A 16,994-nucleotide genomic window follows, 5' to 3' on the forward strand; every position below is an offset into this window, starting at 1 on the left:
ATGGCTCGATCACGAGAAGGACATCCGCGACGCCAAGATGATGAAGCCCCGCGCCAGCCAAAACGCCCCGGAGGTGAATATAAAAAACGTGGCCGTCGGGACACGGCGGCGCATGACTTACCGGACCTAACCAGTGCGCATGATGTTATGGGAATGACACCGGCTGAGTTGGCCGCGCTTAATTCAGTCGATCGCAAACAAGCCGCTGACACTTTGCAGGCCGAGTTGGATGGAAAAGTCCGATCCGAAAGTTGGCGGAAAAAGTTAGTGGCGCAATTAGGCATCGTTGAAGCTCAAGAATTTCTAGCCCCGCCCGATCCGACTGAACCGCCGCCTGCGCCGCTCAGAACCATTGCCGACACCACCAAGCCACCCGTCGAACCATCGCCGGAGCCCGTTGTTTCTACGGTACCCTTAGCGAGCGAACTAGACAACAAAGAACTCGAAATGGCACTAGAGGTAGAACAAGCGGCCAAACTCACCTCGGATAACCTAGACAACATCGCTGAGCCACTTATTCCCGACGACAAACCAGCCGAACCACTACCCGAACTCTCACGCAGTTCAGATATCACAGAAGAAGAGCTCAGAAAGATTCTGGGCAATGATTATGACGATGTGATGGGGATTAAGCCTGCTGTAGACACGGTCCCGGACACAGTGAATGTTAACCAGCCAGTAGAGGCAGGACCGGATACAGCTTCTCACCAAGCTGACCTTGGAAGTGACGTTGATACCCCAGCCACACCAAACGCACCAATTGTTGAAAGACGGATAACAAAAGAATGGCTCAAGCCTGACCTGACCAGCGCCCACGAAGTGCTGGGTTTGGAACCAGACGATATTGCCGGATTATCACCGGAAGACCTGGCAAAGGCCCGTGCGACTTTGGCCGCAAAAATGGAGGGTTACAACGGTCGAAACACCTACGCTGATCGCACCCTTGCCGACCAGTTCCGACGTATTGATCAGCAGCTTAAAGAAACACCCGGCGTGGTTACCGCACCAGAACACATTACCGAAACAGCCACCGACCCGATCCGACCAGATACAGCGCCCGAAACCACCCCAGACATCGCCTCTCCAACCGAAACTCCACCAGGTACAAACACCGACGCATATACGGAAGAGGCATATGCCCGCGGACTCGCTAGCGCCTCACCCAAAGCCCTGCTAAATGAACAGGAAAGTTTAGAATCGCGAGCTGGAGCATTGAATATTGAAATTCTTCACGAAGAGGCCCACAAACCGCCCGAATCAGACAAAGACGGCACATTGGCGTTTGAGTTTCGCATGCGAAAATTACAAGAAAGGGTGTCACACTTAAAAAGACAATCGAGTCTACTGGCTGCTGAGGTAAACCGGCGCGCCAACCCTGATCACCGCTCAGGAACAGCTTCACCAGAATCAGCGCCCGATACATCACAGGCGGCTGATGCATCAGAGCGACCGGAAACAAACGCGCCTCCAGAACCCATCGATGCTCCCCCGCCGCTGGAGACATTCGATCGACCCGAGTCCGACGAACCCCACGAACCCACACCGCTGGAGCTAGCTCGAGCCAAAGCCGCTCGTACTTTGATGAAACGCGGTCAAATCTTTGGCCGGGTAGGCAACGAGGAAGTAAATCAATCAATTGTCGAGTACCAAGCAGCGCTGGCCGCTGAACAGCAACCCAAGGTTGAACAAATCAAACAAGATTTTGCCGGGCGCGACCTGTCTCAGCCAGACGTGGCCCGAGAACTGCAGACACGCTTGGTAGAGTTAGCGTTAACCGATCGATTCGCCGAGGAGACTGCCCTGCGCGAAGCAATGAAATCATCCGGTGAACGTTCGGCCGGACATAGACTCAAAGAATTTTGGCGCAAAAATTCCGGTAAAAGAGCCTTGATTGGTATTGGCCTGCTCGGCGCCGGTATCGCCACCGGCGGTCTGGCCAGTCCGGTTCTGGGTGCTGCCATTCTGGGCGCCCGGGTAGCCATGTCGTCCGTCGGTTCAACCATGATGGCCGAAGGTGGCCTGCAGGGTTTGATCGAGAAAAAGGGTTGGACCAAAAAATTTACGGCCGAACAAATATCCCGTATGAGTCGTGCCCAGCTTCGCACCAGACTAGCTGCCCATATCACCCGCTACGGCGAAGCCGGGCAGGGAGAATTTGGCACCCACACCACCCGTCTACTGAAAAAAACATGGTCGGACGATACTGGCAATATGCTATTGGCCGAATACCAACTAGACCAACAAAAGGAAATTGAAAATTATCTCCGCGACCATGTCGGCGAGACACCCGAGCAAATTATTGCCGGAGTATTGGATAATTCTCTCGATGAACAAAGCCGCCTGCACGAAGCCTTTGCTTTTGATCGAGCCGATAACCGTCTTCGAGCAGTCTTCAAATGGGTCGCGTCAATCGGCATAGGCGTAGTGACGGGTGCCACCGTAGCCATGGCTGGCATGGATCGTCTGGAGAACGCCAGAGCTGCCAAGTCGGCCGCCAAATCCGGCTTGGAACACGCCGGCCAATCATCTAACGCGGCCGACGTTTCCCACGGTGCTGGCGCGACCGGTAAAGCCGGTTTGGCAGCCTCGGAAACGGGCCACAACGCTGGCGCTACTGGTTCAGGTATGTCGGCCGATACAGGATTACACGCCCCGGCTGGTGTTGAAACGAGCACTGGAGCTGCGGTCGAGGCCGGTGGACATGCCGCGCCTGCCGCCGAAACTGGTGCTGGCGCTTCTGTCGAAGCCGGACGGCAAGCCGCCGAACGAGCCGCCAGCTTCAAGGAGGTGACCCATAAAGGCGACAGCGTGTGGAAGATGGCCACCGATCAGCTGCATCGGCGCTTGGGTGATAATTTTGACAAACTGGATGCGGCGCGTAAAGCCTATATTATCGATAGCATTAAAGATCGGGTTGTCGCCAATCCCCAGGAATTTGGTTTAGATAATGTGGATCAACTGGCTGTGGGCAAGGAAATTGATTTTACGGCCGCGTTTGAAGGACCGCATGCCGTGAACCTGCCGGAGGTGGTGTCGCACGCCAAAGAGCTTAGCCAGCAAGCCGTTGATTCGATCACACACAACAACGAAGTAATCGGCCAGTGGATTTCCAATCATCCGGGTGAACCGATTAACGACACTATTATCGATCACTTGATTCATGGCGCTAACATTACCGCTCCCGATACGGCCAATCCGACCGCGGAACTTCTGGGCGCCAGCCATGATCAATTAGCCGCCGCCCTTGCCGACCACATGACTCAAAACGCGATCCAAAAGTCAATCCTAGACTTGGCCAATACGAATCCCGAACTTTATGCTCGATTCCACGAAGTCAATCCCGACTGCTATCCGGCTGTCGCGGGCGTAATTGTTGAAACGGCCGCCCCGGTCGTGGAATCATCCGCGGGGAGCATCGAACTGTCATCATCAAACCTTAACGCGCTTAGCAAGGGACTGGATATTCTAGAAAAACTTCCCCAGACTGGGACGACGCGCGAAGTTCTGCACTCGCTGGGCGAGATGAAAGTAACCGACGCCGCTAAAGCCGGCGCCCTAAGCGCTCCGTTGGAAAAAGCCGGACTCGATTTCCGATCCGCCCGGGACGTCGGACAGTCCATGCGTAAAGTCTTTATGGAAATAGTGGAGCGGGTTGGGTCGGATACGAAAGTAAGAAACGTACTTGAAACGATTAATAAGAAGATTGCGTAGTTTGTAAACCGTATACAGCAAAAACAGCCACCAAGCGGAAGGCTGTTTTTGATTATAGCTGACGTTACTAATTACGAACATCTACACACCGCTTGAATAAACAGTTGGATAAAGATAGATGAATGAAATAATCAGGGTTAGTACGATCGAATATAACGTATTCATTCTCAATTTTAATATTCGATAAAATATATATCCCACAACTACAAACAGCGCCAATATTATCGGCAGTTGTTTTGATATCAGCAATGGCCGATAATCCGCGAAAGCAGATGTGCTCAGCCAACCATAGAACGCCAGTACGACACCCGTGATACTGTTTGAGAGTACGACGTTAATTTTCTTTGATGTTGTAACTACAATCAGACCCGTAAATAGCACAAATTGAATAATTCCAATAAAATAATAGAATACCCGGTAATTATACCAATCCCAGCTGGACATGGTGATTGACATTGGGTAGCGCGGTTCGAGAAAAATACCAATGGCTTCCGCAATACCCGTGTTCACGATCATAATAACGGGATACCATAGTTTCTTCCGGATCGATAAATTGCTCCGCAATAGTAGATAAACATATATCAGCGGCAAAATCCAAAGGCATACAACTTCAATCAATGTTTTGTGCGGAAAATCACCTACCGCTGTTATAATACCGAAACTTACTGCCGGTATGATGAAAAATAGTTTTGATAGTTTGCTCATATGTATTGTTATTTTATTCAGCTATTGCGCTGGTTCCGTTTCGACAATCCTCCATCGTTGGAAAACTTATTTTACGTACTGGGATACTAAATATTGTTCGCGCCTTTGATACCACAATAGGTTGGTAATCTTTTGTATCCTGAAATAGGGTTATCAAACGCAATGATTTCGGAACTAGCAGGGCGGCTTGACTACGACAGATTGGCGGAACATTTGAGTTGTTGGATTGAATTAGCTGACCAACTAGTGGAAATAGTACCCCTAGCGTCACAACAACGATGATTGAGATGATGATTGCTTTTTTCATATATATAATGTAACAAATAATAGAGTTAAGGGGAAACCCTGCGGTTTCCCCAGCCAACTAGTACTGCCAGCTGCAGCCATAGTTGGGAAGAGCCAAGTAGGCCATCGTACCCGTCGTACCGTCGGGAAAGACACACCACGTGGAGTAACACCACGATGGGTTACGATGCCCGATCTGTCCCTTGATCCTGCAAACTGCCGTGGAGTGAGATTGGGCGCTTAGAGACATGTAGGTCCAGTACCACCGGTTCATTTGCAGCTGATTCGCGCGATAGCACCCGACCGTGAAGTTGTCGATGCTGTCCATGAACGGCGTGTCCTTGTACGCGCTTGGCATATTCGTCGCCCAATAGCCAGCGTAGTTCGCGAAGTTGCGATCGTAGATCTGAGTCTCGTGCTCATACGTCCGATTGTCGACAAAGTCCCGGCCATCATTGAAGATAAACGACTGGTCGGTGTACTGCCGAGTCACTGCTGACCCGCCACCGTACGGTGCCCAGCGTTCATGCCAGAGCGACTGCGGTTGTCCATGGGCATTGTGACTGCTATCAACCAATACGGGTATTGTTTCAATCTGGCGGTTGGTTGGTAGTACAACGATATCATCGCGGAGTATCAGCTTCAGATTGTGGATCGTAGTATCAGCCAACTCGTTACGCAGACTGACGATCGGCACACCGATGGAACGGCTACGGCATTCCTCGATCATACCTGCCATCATAGCATCGCTAGGTCGACCTTTTTCCTGACCGCCACCGGCAATCTTCATTTGGGTGTGCGTCAAGAAATCCATATGCTGCCGATAGAAATCGTCCTGTACGCTAGCAAGCTCGCGACCATTCACGGTGTATCCGCAGGTCATACCATCGTACTCGAAACGAAGTTCCTCCACTTTGAATCCATAGCGCTGCTCAAGGTCGATCAACTGATCGATGCTGACCGGCTCTTGGAACTGCACAGTACGGATAGTATTGTGCGGGTCAGTCGCGACGGAGTCTTGCCCGAGATCGGTTAGAGCCTTGTGCTCCAACCCGCATCCGACCACCAGCACCGCCGCCAGCAAACCGAGCACCAGAAGTTTCTTCATTTCAAACCTCCCGGAATATGCGTGACCGTACCCTAAGTTTACCGAGACACGGACCGAACGGTTACGTGATCCTCCTTTCTGTGAATGTGAAAGAGCGATTCCCCCACTCTGCCCACCGGCCGGAAGAAACCTCGGTCGACCTGGGGTTTTCTCTCCCCAGATCAAACAAGGAAAAGACGGCAGGGAGATGTCTTAGTTAATAATCTTCTCCGATGAGCAGAGCGCGGCCGGGAATACGAAGACCAAAGCTTTGGAGTAACGATGATTTCACCGAATACTCCATATCGCGCGTAATCCGCCAAAGCACCCACCTACGCTCTTCGAGTTTCGGTGGATTGTCCGCCTAAACGTTGCACAAAACTGTTTGCGCTAATTGCGTCGGCGGACAATAAAAAGACGGTACACGCCCGTCTTCATGTTCTCGGCTGATTATGTTGTCAAAAGATCTCGGAACTGCCCATCTCGACCGTCCCGATGAAAATGAGAGGACGGGTATCACTTCCATGCGGCATCGATCAACGATGGGCAAGCCTAAGTTCTTTTGTCTGTTGTAAATGCGCAACTAGGTTCGGCCGGGAACGCGGTTCGGTGGCGCCCCGGCCGAACATGGTTCGTTACTCTACCGGGACTTCATCAATACTGACGCCTTCCTTGGCCATGACTTCTTGCTTTTTCTGCTCGCGGGCTTCTTCGCGCTTAGTGCCAATGTGGCCCAGCATAATCAGATCATCGGCGATAATCTCGGTGCGCGATCGGCGCGTGTTGGTCTTGCGATCAGCCCAGAATCGAGTCTGAAGTCTCCCCTCCAGATATACCTTGCTACCTTTCTTCAGATACATAGCGCAGATTTCACCCAACTTACCCCAGGCAACCACATTGTGAAACTCGGCTACTTCTTTCTTTTCATGTGAACGAGCGTCCTTCCAGACATAGTTGGTCGCGACTGAGAATGTGGCGACCTGCTGACCGGACGGAATCGTCCGTTTGATCGGATCGGCGGTTAGATTGCCGATCAGGCTGGCCTTGTTTAGATTCATGATGCCTCTTGATTTCTCCCGGCCTGGCTTTTTGTATCTGGTTGTAACCAGTTTATCCACAATGCCTCGCGACGGCGCTATTGGCCGACGGCGGTTTGTTTGTCCAGTAAATATATCCCGCGGCCAATTTTATCAGTTTTGTGCGACGGCGCTATAATGTGCGACGGCTCTATTTCCTAATTACATTTTAGCACCTGGCTTATCGAAGTCAATAGATAACGCCGTATTATGCGTTGATTGCTGCTATGTTAAATCCTAAAAAGCCCCCGCATTAGGAGCTACCTTAATTTTGCATTGTTAATTTTGAATTTTGACTTGCTCTATTCAGTATGTCTATGCCGATATTTCTTATACTCCTCATCTTTCTTGATCACTTCATCAATAATCAGCTGGCGCAGGAAATCAGCTTTTGACAGCTCGGTGTTGTGCGTCTTCCAATGTAAATACTGCTCAATCAGAGGCGTAATACGGAGCGTAAACTTGATCGAGGGTGTTTCGGCGTACTCGCTGTGTTCTATTTGTTCCAACAATTCCGAAACGGCTCGGTCAATCGTGTGATCGGTATATGTTCTGACCAAGATATTGGCTGGTATATTTTTGGGTGCCAGATACGACAACGGATTCTTGGCTTGGCTCCCCTTCTCCATGAGATACAGGGTCGGTTTTTTTCCGGAGATGGCATAAGCCAATAGATAACCGACTTCCGGATCGGATTGTGTGCCCTCGATCACCAGCGCGTCCATTTGGTCCAGGAGGCTTTGGCCAAGTTCTTCGGCCCGATCTTGCCAGGTCGCATCGACCTCGCTCAAGGGAGTTAAATTGGTAGCTACAGTAATACCTGAACGTGTCAGCAGATCCCGGATTTTATTCTGCCGCTGGCGGGTACGTTCGGCCAAACTGGCACTAGCAAAGAAGTATATTTTCATTGTCTAACCTCCAGCTCCGGCAAGAATTCGTCCGCCAAATTGGCCGTCATCAATTCTCTCGCCTGATTAATCGACCGGGTCTGCCCCAGCACCCACATGACTTTTACCAACGCGACTTCCTCAATCATGCGTGGTACGGGAACCAGATATTGCAGTGATGCTGGTATATGTTCGGCAAAACCAGGTAAAATAAGCGGCAGTTTTCGTGCTTGAGCCTGGCGGTTGAGTTCGGCCCATTCCGATTTGGGCAGGCGCATAAGGTTGGCTGGCAAGATGGCGCCCGCTACGTTGGCGCCAATCGAGCTTAAAAGTGCTTGCGGCTGCATGCCGGGATGAATGCCGGTCACAACTACATCCGAAGAAATTTCCGCTCGAACCAATAATCCGGTTCGGCGTCGGCGTTGTCGTACTTCATTAAGCTTGATGCCAAAATCTACCTTTCCTAGCGTGTCGCTCCCCGAATCAAATATATTTACCGGATCATTTTGATTCCGATGGGTGCGGGTGGCGCGCATCAGGCGATTGCCGAACATAATGCAGACCTCGGCAATATCCATGGTGGCCACTTGAACCGCATTGATCAAATTGGCTCTAATGCCGAGACGGCGGAAACCGCCCAAGTTGGCGCCTTCGTCTGTGTCATCATTAGTATTTTCCTGTGCTCCGGTCAAGATAACTGGCTTCCCTAAATTCTGGAGCATAAAACTCAAGGCCGCCCCGGTATAAACCATGGAGTCAAACGCGTGCATGATCACAAAGCCGTCATACTGCGCGTAGTGTTTTTTTATCTGCCGAGCCAGCTGGATCCAAATATCCGGCGATATCGCTTGGCCGCTGCCGTCAAATATAAACACCGGATCCAGATCAGCGATAATTCTCAGCTCTGGAACTTCGTCCAACCAGCGGGCAATATCCGGCTCGGATCGCACTTCTAGAGTCTTGTTGAGCCGACCGATCAGCTTCGATCCGCCGCAGAACATAACACATATTTTGGGCCGTTTGTTCGGCATATTACCCTGCGCCGTCTCTTAACAATTAGACGGCTCTAGAATAACATATATATCTGCGTATATCAAGGTTAGGGGGTGGTTTATTAACCTTTTAATTAAAAGGTATAAATTTGGTAAATGCCGTCGCATAAAAAAGTAAACCCATGCGTTCTTACGAGGCATGGGCTCTTACTAAGTCAGCCACATCCACCCGATGTTCCTCCAGCGCCTGGGTCTCTGGTAGTTCCAGTATGAACTTATTGCCAGGCACCATTCGACACACCGTTAGGCCATCACCCTCGAACAGAGCGTACTCAATCAGGTAGGTCACCGGCACAGCATCGCCGGTATACTCGAAGATCGTCCACACCAGTCGAGTCGCTTGTCCGATGTCCATCGCAGACCTTCCTGGGCTATCCATAGCTCGATCCCTCCTCGCTGAATCGAACCGACCCTTAACTCTGCCATTCCGGTCCCTGCCTGACCAGTAATTCTGTTGCCCGGTCTGGTTGAGCCATCAGCTCCTTGACTATTTGCTCCATCCTAACTACTTGAGATCCTTTAACCAAAAGAGCGTCACCGGGCTGAATGCGATCCTGTAAGAATCGCCCGGCGGATGACGCATCATCGAAGTTGTATATGTGATCATTGGAAAAACCGGCTGTCATAGCCGCGGCGGAAATTATCCGAGCCCGTTCGCCTACGGTCACCAGATAATCAACACAAGAAACGACCCGATCCCCCACTTCGCGATGGCCCGGTTCGGTGTAGTGTCCCAATTCCGCCATATCTCCCAGCACCGCGTACTTTTTGCCCGCTATGGGTAAGTCACGAATGGTGTTTAGTGCCGCCTTAGCCGCGGCGGGTGAAGAATTATAGGAATCGTCGATCAAAGTGGTTTGCTTGATGCCGGATATTATTTTCATCCGACCAGCCGGAGATCGGTAGCGTTCGAGCCGCTGAGTCATTTCAACGGCATTATAGCCAAGCACCGATCCAACCGCCATAGCCGCTAATACCGGATATACCTGGTGACGACCGACCGCGCCAGGAAGCTGCACCGGAAACACACTGCCGCGATAGGTGACCTTGAATCTCAAACCCTTTATTCGCATGGATCCAGTATCGCCAGATTCAATATCCATATTTACATCGTGCGCCCGAACATCAGCCGATTCACCGAAACCATAGGTAATAGCCTTCGCACCAGTCAATTCGCGCATGGGCACAATCAAGTCATCATCGGCGTTGAGAACCGCGTACCCGCTGGCTGGCAGAGAACGGATAATTTCGCATTTCTCATGCGCTACTTTTTCGATCTTATGAAAATATTCCAAGTGCACCGGGCCAACACTGGTGATCACGCCGATCGAAGGCGGCGCTATTTTAACCAGATAGCTGATATCGCCGGGGTGATCGGCGCCCATTTCCAATACTAATACGCTCGGGTAGCTTTTGGATGGTTTCATGGAGAGCCGCCATCCTCGCCAGATGATGCCCAGCCAGCGCAGTGGATTTGATCCGCCCGACTCCTCACCCAACACGGTCAGCGGTACGCCCAATTCGTTGTTGTAATTCTTGATATTGCGTCGGACGTGCAGTTTTTCCGAAACGACGGTAAAGATCGCCTCCTTGGTAGAAGTCTTGCCGACGCTGCCGGTAATGGCGATGATTCGTGGCTGATGTCTGCGGATCACTTTGGTGGCCAGCGAACGCAGAATGTTTTGGATTACTTTCTTAAACATGGTCGTGTAAGCACAGAATACCAATTTCTAACCCTTAAACAAACTTCAATTTATCAAATCACATTGTTCTCAAGGCTTAAAGATATTTGATCATCCCTAATTGGTATTTGTTTAGAATTTCGATATTAGATATTTGAATTTACTTTTGATCCGTCCTCGTAGGCGGAACTTCGTAGTAGTTTAACAGAAACTTGGCAATGTCGCCAAACAATGGCGCGGCCGAGCTTTCCGCCCAGATCACGTCACGCGGTACATCCAGTTTTACTACCATGACGAAGGCTGGATCTTCCACCGGTCCAAAGCCGGCAAACGTACCAATGGTTCGGTTCGGATCATAACCCGGTCGGTCGGTGTAAGGTATTTGAGCCGTACCGGTTTTGCCGGCAATGTAGTATCCCGACACTCCGGCCTGCTTACCGTGCCCGTTTTCCACCACCCGCACCAGCATCGCGCCCAAGGTAGCAGCGGTTTTGGGAGAGATCACCTGCCGGACTACGGTCGGCTCGGTCTTTTCCTCGTAACCATTGTCTTTAATGATTTCATCCACTACGTATGGCTTCATAAGCTTGCCCCCATTGGCAATCGCCGCATAGGCCGTAACCAATTGGAGTGGTGTGACCGTGATACCCTGACCAAATGATCCGGTAAAGGAATAGATGTCCTTGTTCTTTTCCAAGGAACTAATATCACCGCCACTCTCCGAGCTCAGGGTAATCCCGGTGGTACGGCCAAAACCAAATTGTTCCACGTACTGACTGAATTTTTCATTACCGGTTTTCTGTTCAGCAAATATCGCCCCGGTGTTGATCGAGTTTTCCAGTACTTGCGTCATGTTTTGTTCGCCGTAGGTTTTGTTATCAGCATTGCGTATGGTGTACTTGCCTACTTGGAGCGAGCCGGTATCAACAAACGTTGTGTCCGGCCCGACCGCGCCTTCATTAAGCGCGGCCGCCATGGTAATCGGCTTGAACACTGATCCGGGTTCATACTGCTGATAGACCGACCGATTAAAGTAGACGCTTGGACTCTCGACCTCATTATACTTATTGGGATCAAAATCCGGATAGCCGCACATGGCAATAATAGCGCCCGTCTTGGGATCCATGACAATCGCACTGCCGGCGTCAGCACCATGCTTTTTTACGGCATTGGCAACTTTGGTGCAAACGGTATACTGCACCGTCCGATCAATCGTCAGCACCAGATCCGAACCATTGACAGCTTCTTCCAGTTTAGTATCGCCTACGGTAATCCAGCGCCCACTGGCGTCTGTTTGGGCTTTGAAATAACCCGGCTGTCCCGCCAACTCCTTATCAAAATAACCTTCTAATCCATATTGTCCGGCTCGGACATCGCCCTGATAGCCCACGAAACCTAAGAGCTGGCTGAAGTACCTCCCCTCGGGGTAATATCGAACGCTTTCTTTGGAATATTCAATTCCGGGTAAGTCCAGTTTCTTTATTTTATCTAAGGTTTCATCATCAACCTGGCGTTTGATCGGCTCATAAGAGTCTTCGGATTTTTCTAAACGGGGCTGAATTTCCGCCTGATCAATGTCCAAAGCACTGGCCAATTTCTCAGCTGTAGCCGGGGCGTCCTTGACCTGCTTCGGTATCGCATAAATAATCGATAGACCTTTGTTGGCACCGACCGGATAGAGCTGTCCCTGAGCGGAACGATCGCGCACAAATATCTCACCACGTTCCGGTGTCAGCAGTGAATTTATGTCGTGTTGACTCGACGCTAGCGCTTCATAGAAACCATGACGCAATACCTGCAGATCGAATAGCCGATAGGTGATCGCGACGACAAATAAAAAAAACGCCACTGTCAGGATATGCAGGCGATCGATTGATCGGGTTCTTCGTTTATCTTTTTGGTAGTGTCGTTTCCACGTCATACCCGTGTATCTCCCATCAGGTGCGGCACTTTACTTTTCCAAAGCGACCGCCCCGGCGGCATTATTGATGTATTGCAGGCGGGTCGGGGTATTGAGCTTGAGACGTTCGGTGGCTAGTTGGATACGCTGCAATGACTGCAAATCAGCAATCTGCAGTTGCAGCTTCTGTTGTGATTCCTGCATTTCGGATAACTGCGCGTTGAGATCCTTGACGGCAAAACCGCTGGTAGCAGTAACATTGATTTGCCAGAGATAGCAGATGCCCAGTACCAATATCAAACCAAAGAGTAGCACATTCACCAGTGGACGGCGCGATAGCAGTCGTCGTAACCAACCGGCCTGTTTGGGAGTCGTGTGTTTTTGATTGTTGACCTGGCAAAAGCGGAAGAACTTAGTCATGGTGGTGTGCTATATTTTTGTCATTACCCGGAGCCGCGCACTGCGTGATCTGGGATTGTTTTTTATTTCTTCTGGGCTGGGTGCTGTTCCCTTCCGAACCATTGCCTTAACTGTAGCCCGGTGACCGCAACGACAATCGGGGTACTCGGGCGGGCAGATGCAGTCCATACTTTCTCGCTTGATAAACTTTTTGACAATCTTATCTTCCAATGAATGAAATGTGATCACGGCCATTCGTCCGCCTGGCATCAGGAGACCGACAAACTCCGGCAGGACGCGGCGCAGATTGCCCAGCTCATCATTCACCTCAATGCGCAGAGCCTGGAACGTGAGCGTGGCTGGATGCCGTCCGCCTACCCAGGGAACGTCTTTTTTTGAATGAAGCTTTTCGCGATATGCTTTTGTAACCAGATCTACCAACTGCCCGACTATTTCAAACTTTTTTATCCGGCGTTGATTGACGATAGCGTCGGCTATATCACCCGCAAAACGTTCTTCGCCATAGCGTTGCAGCATTATTCGCAGTTCACTCTCGCTGTAGGCATTCAATACATCGGCGGCGGTTAAACCATTTCGGCCCATCCGCATATCGAGCGGTGCGGTTTTAGTTAGGAAAGAAAATCCACGATCCGTACTTTCGAGCTCATGAGATGATACCCCCAAGTCAAGGAGAACAGCGCGAATTGGAATATTTGGAAATTGTTCATGGCAGATGCGTGGTAGCTTGGTAAAATTCGTTTCGAATATGTGAACGCGTGATCCGTATGGCTTCAATCGGCGCTTGGTGGCGGTAATCGCGTCCGGATCCAGATCCCCGCCTATGTACAGACCATCCGGTTGCGTGACGGCCAATATCGCCGCACCGTGCCCCCCGCCACCGATTGTACCGTCGATGACACTATCGCCCGGTCGCAGATCCAGCAGCTTGATGGTCTCGGCCAGCAGTACGGGTTGGTGGTACATACAATGTGCGGACTAAACGCCGAGACTGCCCATCGCTTCGGCAATATCACCGGAATTCTTTTCGGTCCCCTGCTTATACTTAGCCCAGGCGATCTCGTCCCAGATTTCCAAGCGGTTGTACAGGCCGGTAATAACTACTTTCTTCTTGATGGTGGCGTAGTGGCGCAAATATTCCGGCAATACCACCCGGCCCTGACCATCAATCTCGACATCCATCGCGCCAGCCAGCATCAGCCGGGAAAATGCCCGGGTATTGGCCTGGCTGATCGGCAAAGCAGCCAGCTTATCCGCCAGCTTCTGCCATTCGTCTTTAGTATAAAGAAATAGACAGTTGTCTAATCCCCGCGTCACCACGGCGCCCTTCGCGAGATCGCCACGGAACTTCACGGGCACAGCCAAGCGCCCTTTTTCGTCTAGATGATGTTTGTATTCGCCGATAAACATAGCAGGTGTTAGTAACTGGGCTCGAATTGGTTATCCACTACTCAACTTACTTATCCCCACTTTTATCCACTTTCAACCACTCTATACCTATTTTACTCCATTTTCCAACACTGGTCAACACTTAGTTACAATACAAATGGACCCGTCCAGTCAAATATGAAATATATTCTGTAAATACAATATATTGAATTTTCTCTATTCGCTTACCACAAGATATAGCAAGATACCATTTCGCAGCTATTATCAAGGGGGGTATATAACTATAGCAGTGACTCCCCACTGTGGATAAATATGCCTAAAAGCCAGGCAATTTATAACTGTGATTCACGTCGTGGGACAGTGGGCGTCCTATGCGTTGTGTTTAGCGTGGCAGCATTGACATTTTTCAGTATTACTGCTAATATGCCCTTGTTTTCCCAAGCAATAGACATCACTTGATGAACCACATAATACCGGGGTGGGAAAACACCGGACGGGATGGATCTTGTCCGGAAAATGGTCAGATCGGGGGGTTGAGATGTTCGGTAGAAACGGCGTTTCTCAGTTCGTGGTTCGAAACGGACACGCTATGCCGGCTGCGGCAAAGCACGTCAGGTTCGAGGATTCGCCCGTGGGATTCCGAATCCGGATCAATCACGAGACTCTGCTGGGAATTGCGTTCCGCGGTAATCCGGAGAGCCGTGATCGGGCTCTTACGAACCTCCGTGCGATTGACGCGATTCAAGCAGCCTGCCGCTAGCACCGAGGTTTCGCCAGTTCTTGACCAGCAGTATCGCCACTAATCCCTTACAGGAATAGTGGCGTTTTCTCGTGCGTATTTATTGACAATGGGCGATATTTTTGTTATACTTAAACAATAAAATAAATTTAAAAATACACAACCATGGATCAGCCACAAACCCAGACTCCCGTGCCGCCATCCAGTGCGCCGGTTTTTGTTAATCCAGTTGCGCCACCGGCAGCCCCGACCAAACCACACCGGACCGGACGTTTGTTTTTAATTATTAGCATACCACTGATTATTATCATTCTGGGGGCGGGAACATATTTCGCACATGCCCAGGGCTACATCAGCATCCCCTTTCTGCCATCCCATGACACGCTCGACACCGCCCTGAACGAGTGGTTCAATTTGAAGTCTGGTCGTTCAAAGATAGAATTTTCGGTCGTGAACGAAGCGCGCACATCCGGCGCGCAATCAATCGACTTCAATTCACTAAACATCACCAGCGCCGATAAGGTTGAAGAATACGCCACAGCATCAATTGGTCAGATTTTGCCCAAAGACGCGGTACTGATTGGCACGCTGACCGGATTATTTAATTCTAACAGTGATGAATTGCTGACCGATACCGAATCGACCCTGTCGGGCGCCTACCAAGCCGATGGCGTAAACTATTCGGTGGGATACGAGTCAAAAATTGTTGACAAAAAGATCTATCTCAAATTAACTCAGCTGCCCGATGGAGCGCTGAGCGGATCGGTTAATCTCGCTCCATATATGAACAAGTGGATCCGGATTGATTCCGATACTCTGACCTGGAACGCAACCGGCTGGCCGGAAATGGACAAGCTGACCCAGCTGGCCGATCAGTACACCAATGATACCGGGATCGATCTGAATCAACCGAAACTCCAGCAAGAGATTAGAGAAGCTGTCAGGGCTTTGATTAATGAAAACTTATTTATTGTCAAGAATAAACTTAAAGACGAAAAGATCGGCACCGAGTCCACCCGACACCAGCAATTAGGCATTGACACCAGCCGGGCATCTGCAGCTTACACGGCCGCGATCGCAGCTATGAATAAGATCGAAGGATCGGAAAAATATAAAGTTGACACGTCGGTTTCGCAGATGCTTCAGAGTGACAAATTCGCCACATTCATACGGCAACTGGATCAAAATATGACCATTGACGTCTGGTTCTCAAAAAAAACCAACCTGCCGGTTAAGATTGCTCTCAGCCTTCGGATTGTTCCGCCTGATTCCGAAACTGACCTGGCCAATCAACAGGTTCGAATGAATGTTACCATAACATACAGCGACGTTAATCAAAACCTAACCGTCACCGCTCCCACCGAAAGCACCTCTATCGATCAGCTGGCTATGGATTTGCTACGCCTGCCCGAGATGGAGTTAAAACGCTCCGCCCAGATCGGCCGGATAGTCCGGCTGCGCGACGTATTGCAAAAATACCAAAAAAAGAGCGGGTCTTATCCTGACTCCCTCAGTCAGTTAGCGCCCGACTATTACACCCAGTCCCCCGTTGACACAGTGACAGACGCATCATATGTATATGCTAAATCGACTGACGCCGATACAGGCTACACACTGACCTACAACATATTGCCAACTACGGCGGAAGAGGACGGTGGCATGGATATATTCGCTTTTCTTCATTATGGCGCGGGAGTTGTTGATGGTTCGAACACGGCAACGGCTCAAGCGTTCTCGCTGGAATATGAACAACAACCAATACCCACTGATGTGACGCCGTGCCAACGTTCAGCCGATGGTACCGGATGCATCACGTCAGTTGATGACACCGTCGACGGTCTGACCGAAAATAATGTTGGCAGCGAAGATGCTGACGGCGATGGCCTAACGACCTTTGAAGAGACTCAATACGGTACCGACGCGAACAAAGCCGACACTGATAGTGATGGCTACACCGACAAAGAAGAAATAGACAACGGCTATAATCCTTTAGGTGCGGGCTTATTGCAAACAAACACAACTAATTAGTAGTAAGTAGCACAACAAAACCGCCGTTCCCCATGC

Annotated in this window: 15 protein-coding genes; 3 read left to right on the top strand and 12 right to left on the bottom strand. The window is 50.4% G+C overall.

What is annotated here, in order from left to right:
• A complete protein-coding gene (locus tag WC734_01715; GenBank protein ID MFA6197854.1) occupies positions 1–3,711 on the top strand; it encodes a hypothetical protein in 3,711 nt (1,236 codons plus the stop codon).
• 81 nt (positions 3,712–3,792) lie between these two features.
• Here the strand turns inward: WC734_01715 and WC734_01720 are convergent, their stop codons facing one another.
• The 12 genes from WC734_01720 to mraZ form a co-directional block, all read right to left on the bottom strand.
• Positions 3,793–4,416: a hypothetical protein gene (locus WC734_01720; GenBank protein ID MFA6197855.1), complete on the bottom strand. Its 624-nt coding sequence runs from the start codon at positions 4,414–4,416 to the stop codon at positions 3,793–3,795.
• A 13-nt stretch (positions 4,417–4,429) separates the two neighbouring features.
• On the bottom strand, positions 4,430–4,723 hold the full coding sequence (locus tag WC734_01725) for a hypothetical protein (GenBank protein ID MFA6197856.1): 294 nt from the start codon (positions 4,721–4,723) through the stop codon (positions 4,430–4,432).
• Positions 4,724–4,780: 57 nt separating this feature from the next.
• Positions 4,781–5,809, bottom strand: coding sequence for a hypothetical protein (locus tag WC734_01730; GenBank protein ID MFA6197857.1), 1,029 nt, complete (start codon positions 5,807–5,809; stop codon positions 4,781–4,783).
• Between the two features lie 614 nt (positions 5,810–6,423).
• On the bottom strand, positions 6,424–6,846 hold the full coding sequence (gene ssb, locus WC734_01735; protein MFA6197858.1) for a single-stranded DNA-binding protein: 423 nt from the start codon (positions 6,844–6,846) through the stop codon (positions 6,424–6,426).
• Between the two features lie 320 nt (positions 6,847–7,166).
• Complete coding sequence (locus WC734_01740; GenBank protein MFA6197859.1) at positions 7,167–7,772, bottom strand: hypothetical protein; 606 nt, start codon at positions 7,770–7,772, stop codon at positions 7,167–7,169.
• On the bottom strand, positions 7,769–8,782 hold the full coding sequence (locus WC734_01745; GenBank protein MFA6197860.1) for an asparaginase domain-containing protein: 1,014 nt from the start codon (positions 8,780–8,782) through the stop codon (positions 7,769–7,771). Before WC734_01745 ends, WC734_01740 begins: the two co-directional genes overlap by 4 nt.
• Before the next feature lie 151 nt (positions 8,783–8,933).
• A complete protein-coding gene (locus tag WC734_01750; protein MFA6197861.1) occupies positions 8,934–9,158 on the bottom strand; it encodes a hypothetical protein in 225 nt (74 codons plus the stop codon).
• Positions 9,159–9,216: 58 nt separating this feature from the next.
• Positions 9,217–10,506, bottom strand: a complete 1,290-nt coding sequence (locus WC734_01755; protein ID MFA6197862.1) for a Mur ligase family protein — start codon at positions 10,504–10,506, stop codon at positions 9,217–9,219.
• Positions 10,507–10,645: 139 nt separating this feature from the next.
• On the bottom strand, positions 10,646–12,406 hold the full coding sequence (locus tag WC734_01760; GenBank protein ID MFA6197863.1) for a penicillin-binding protein 2: 1,761 nt from the start codon (positions 12,404–12,406) through the stop codon (positions 10,646–10,648).
• Between the two features lie 30 nt (positions 12,407–12,436).
• Positions 12,437–12,805, bottom strand: a complete 369-nt coding sequence (locus WC734_01765; GenBank protein ID MFA6197864.1) for a hypothetical protein — start codon at positions 12,803–12,805, stop codon at positions 12,437–12,439.
• A 9-nt stretch (positions 12,806–12,814) separates the two neighbouring features.
• A complete protein-coding gene (gene rsmH / locus WC734_01770; GenBank protein MFA6197865.1) occupies positions 12,815–13,768 on the bottom strand; it encodes a 16S rRNA (cytosine(1402)-N(4))-methyltransferase RsmH in 954 nt (317 codons plus the stop codon).
• 12 nt (positions 13,769–13,780) lie between these two features.
• Positions 13,781–14,212 (bottom strand): division/cell wall cluster transcriptional repressor MraZ, encoded by a 432-nt coding sequence (gene mraZ, locus WC734_01775; GenBank protein MFA6197866.1) that lies wholly within the window; start codon positions 14,210–14,212, stop codon positions 13,781–13,783.
• A gap of 517 nt (positions 14,213–14,729) precedes the next feature.
• Here mraZ and WC734_01780 point away from each other — a divergent pair.
• Both WC734_01780 and WC734_01785 read left to right on the top strand, forming a co-directional pair.
• Positions 14,730–14,951, top strand: coding sequence for a hypothetical protein (locus WC734_01780; protein MFA6197867.1), 222 nt, complete (start codon positions 14,730–14,732; stop codon positions 14,949–14,951).
• A 144-nt stretch (positions 14,952–15,095) separates the two neighbouring features.
• Complete coding sequence (locus WC734_01785) at positions 15,096–16,958, top strand: hypothetical protein (GenBank protein MFA6197868.1); 1,863 nt, start codon at positions 15,096–15,098, stop codon at positions 16,956–16,958.
• The last annotated feature ends 36 nt before the right edge of the window (positions 16,959–16,994 follow it).

The sequence above is a fragment of the Patescibacteria group bacterium genome (assembly GCA_041661625.1).
Lineage (GTDB): Bacteria > Patescibacteriota > Patescibacteriia > JAHIZJ01 > JAHIZJ01 > JBAZUB01.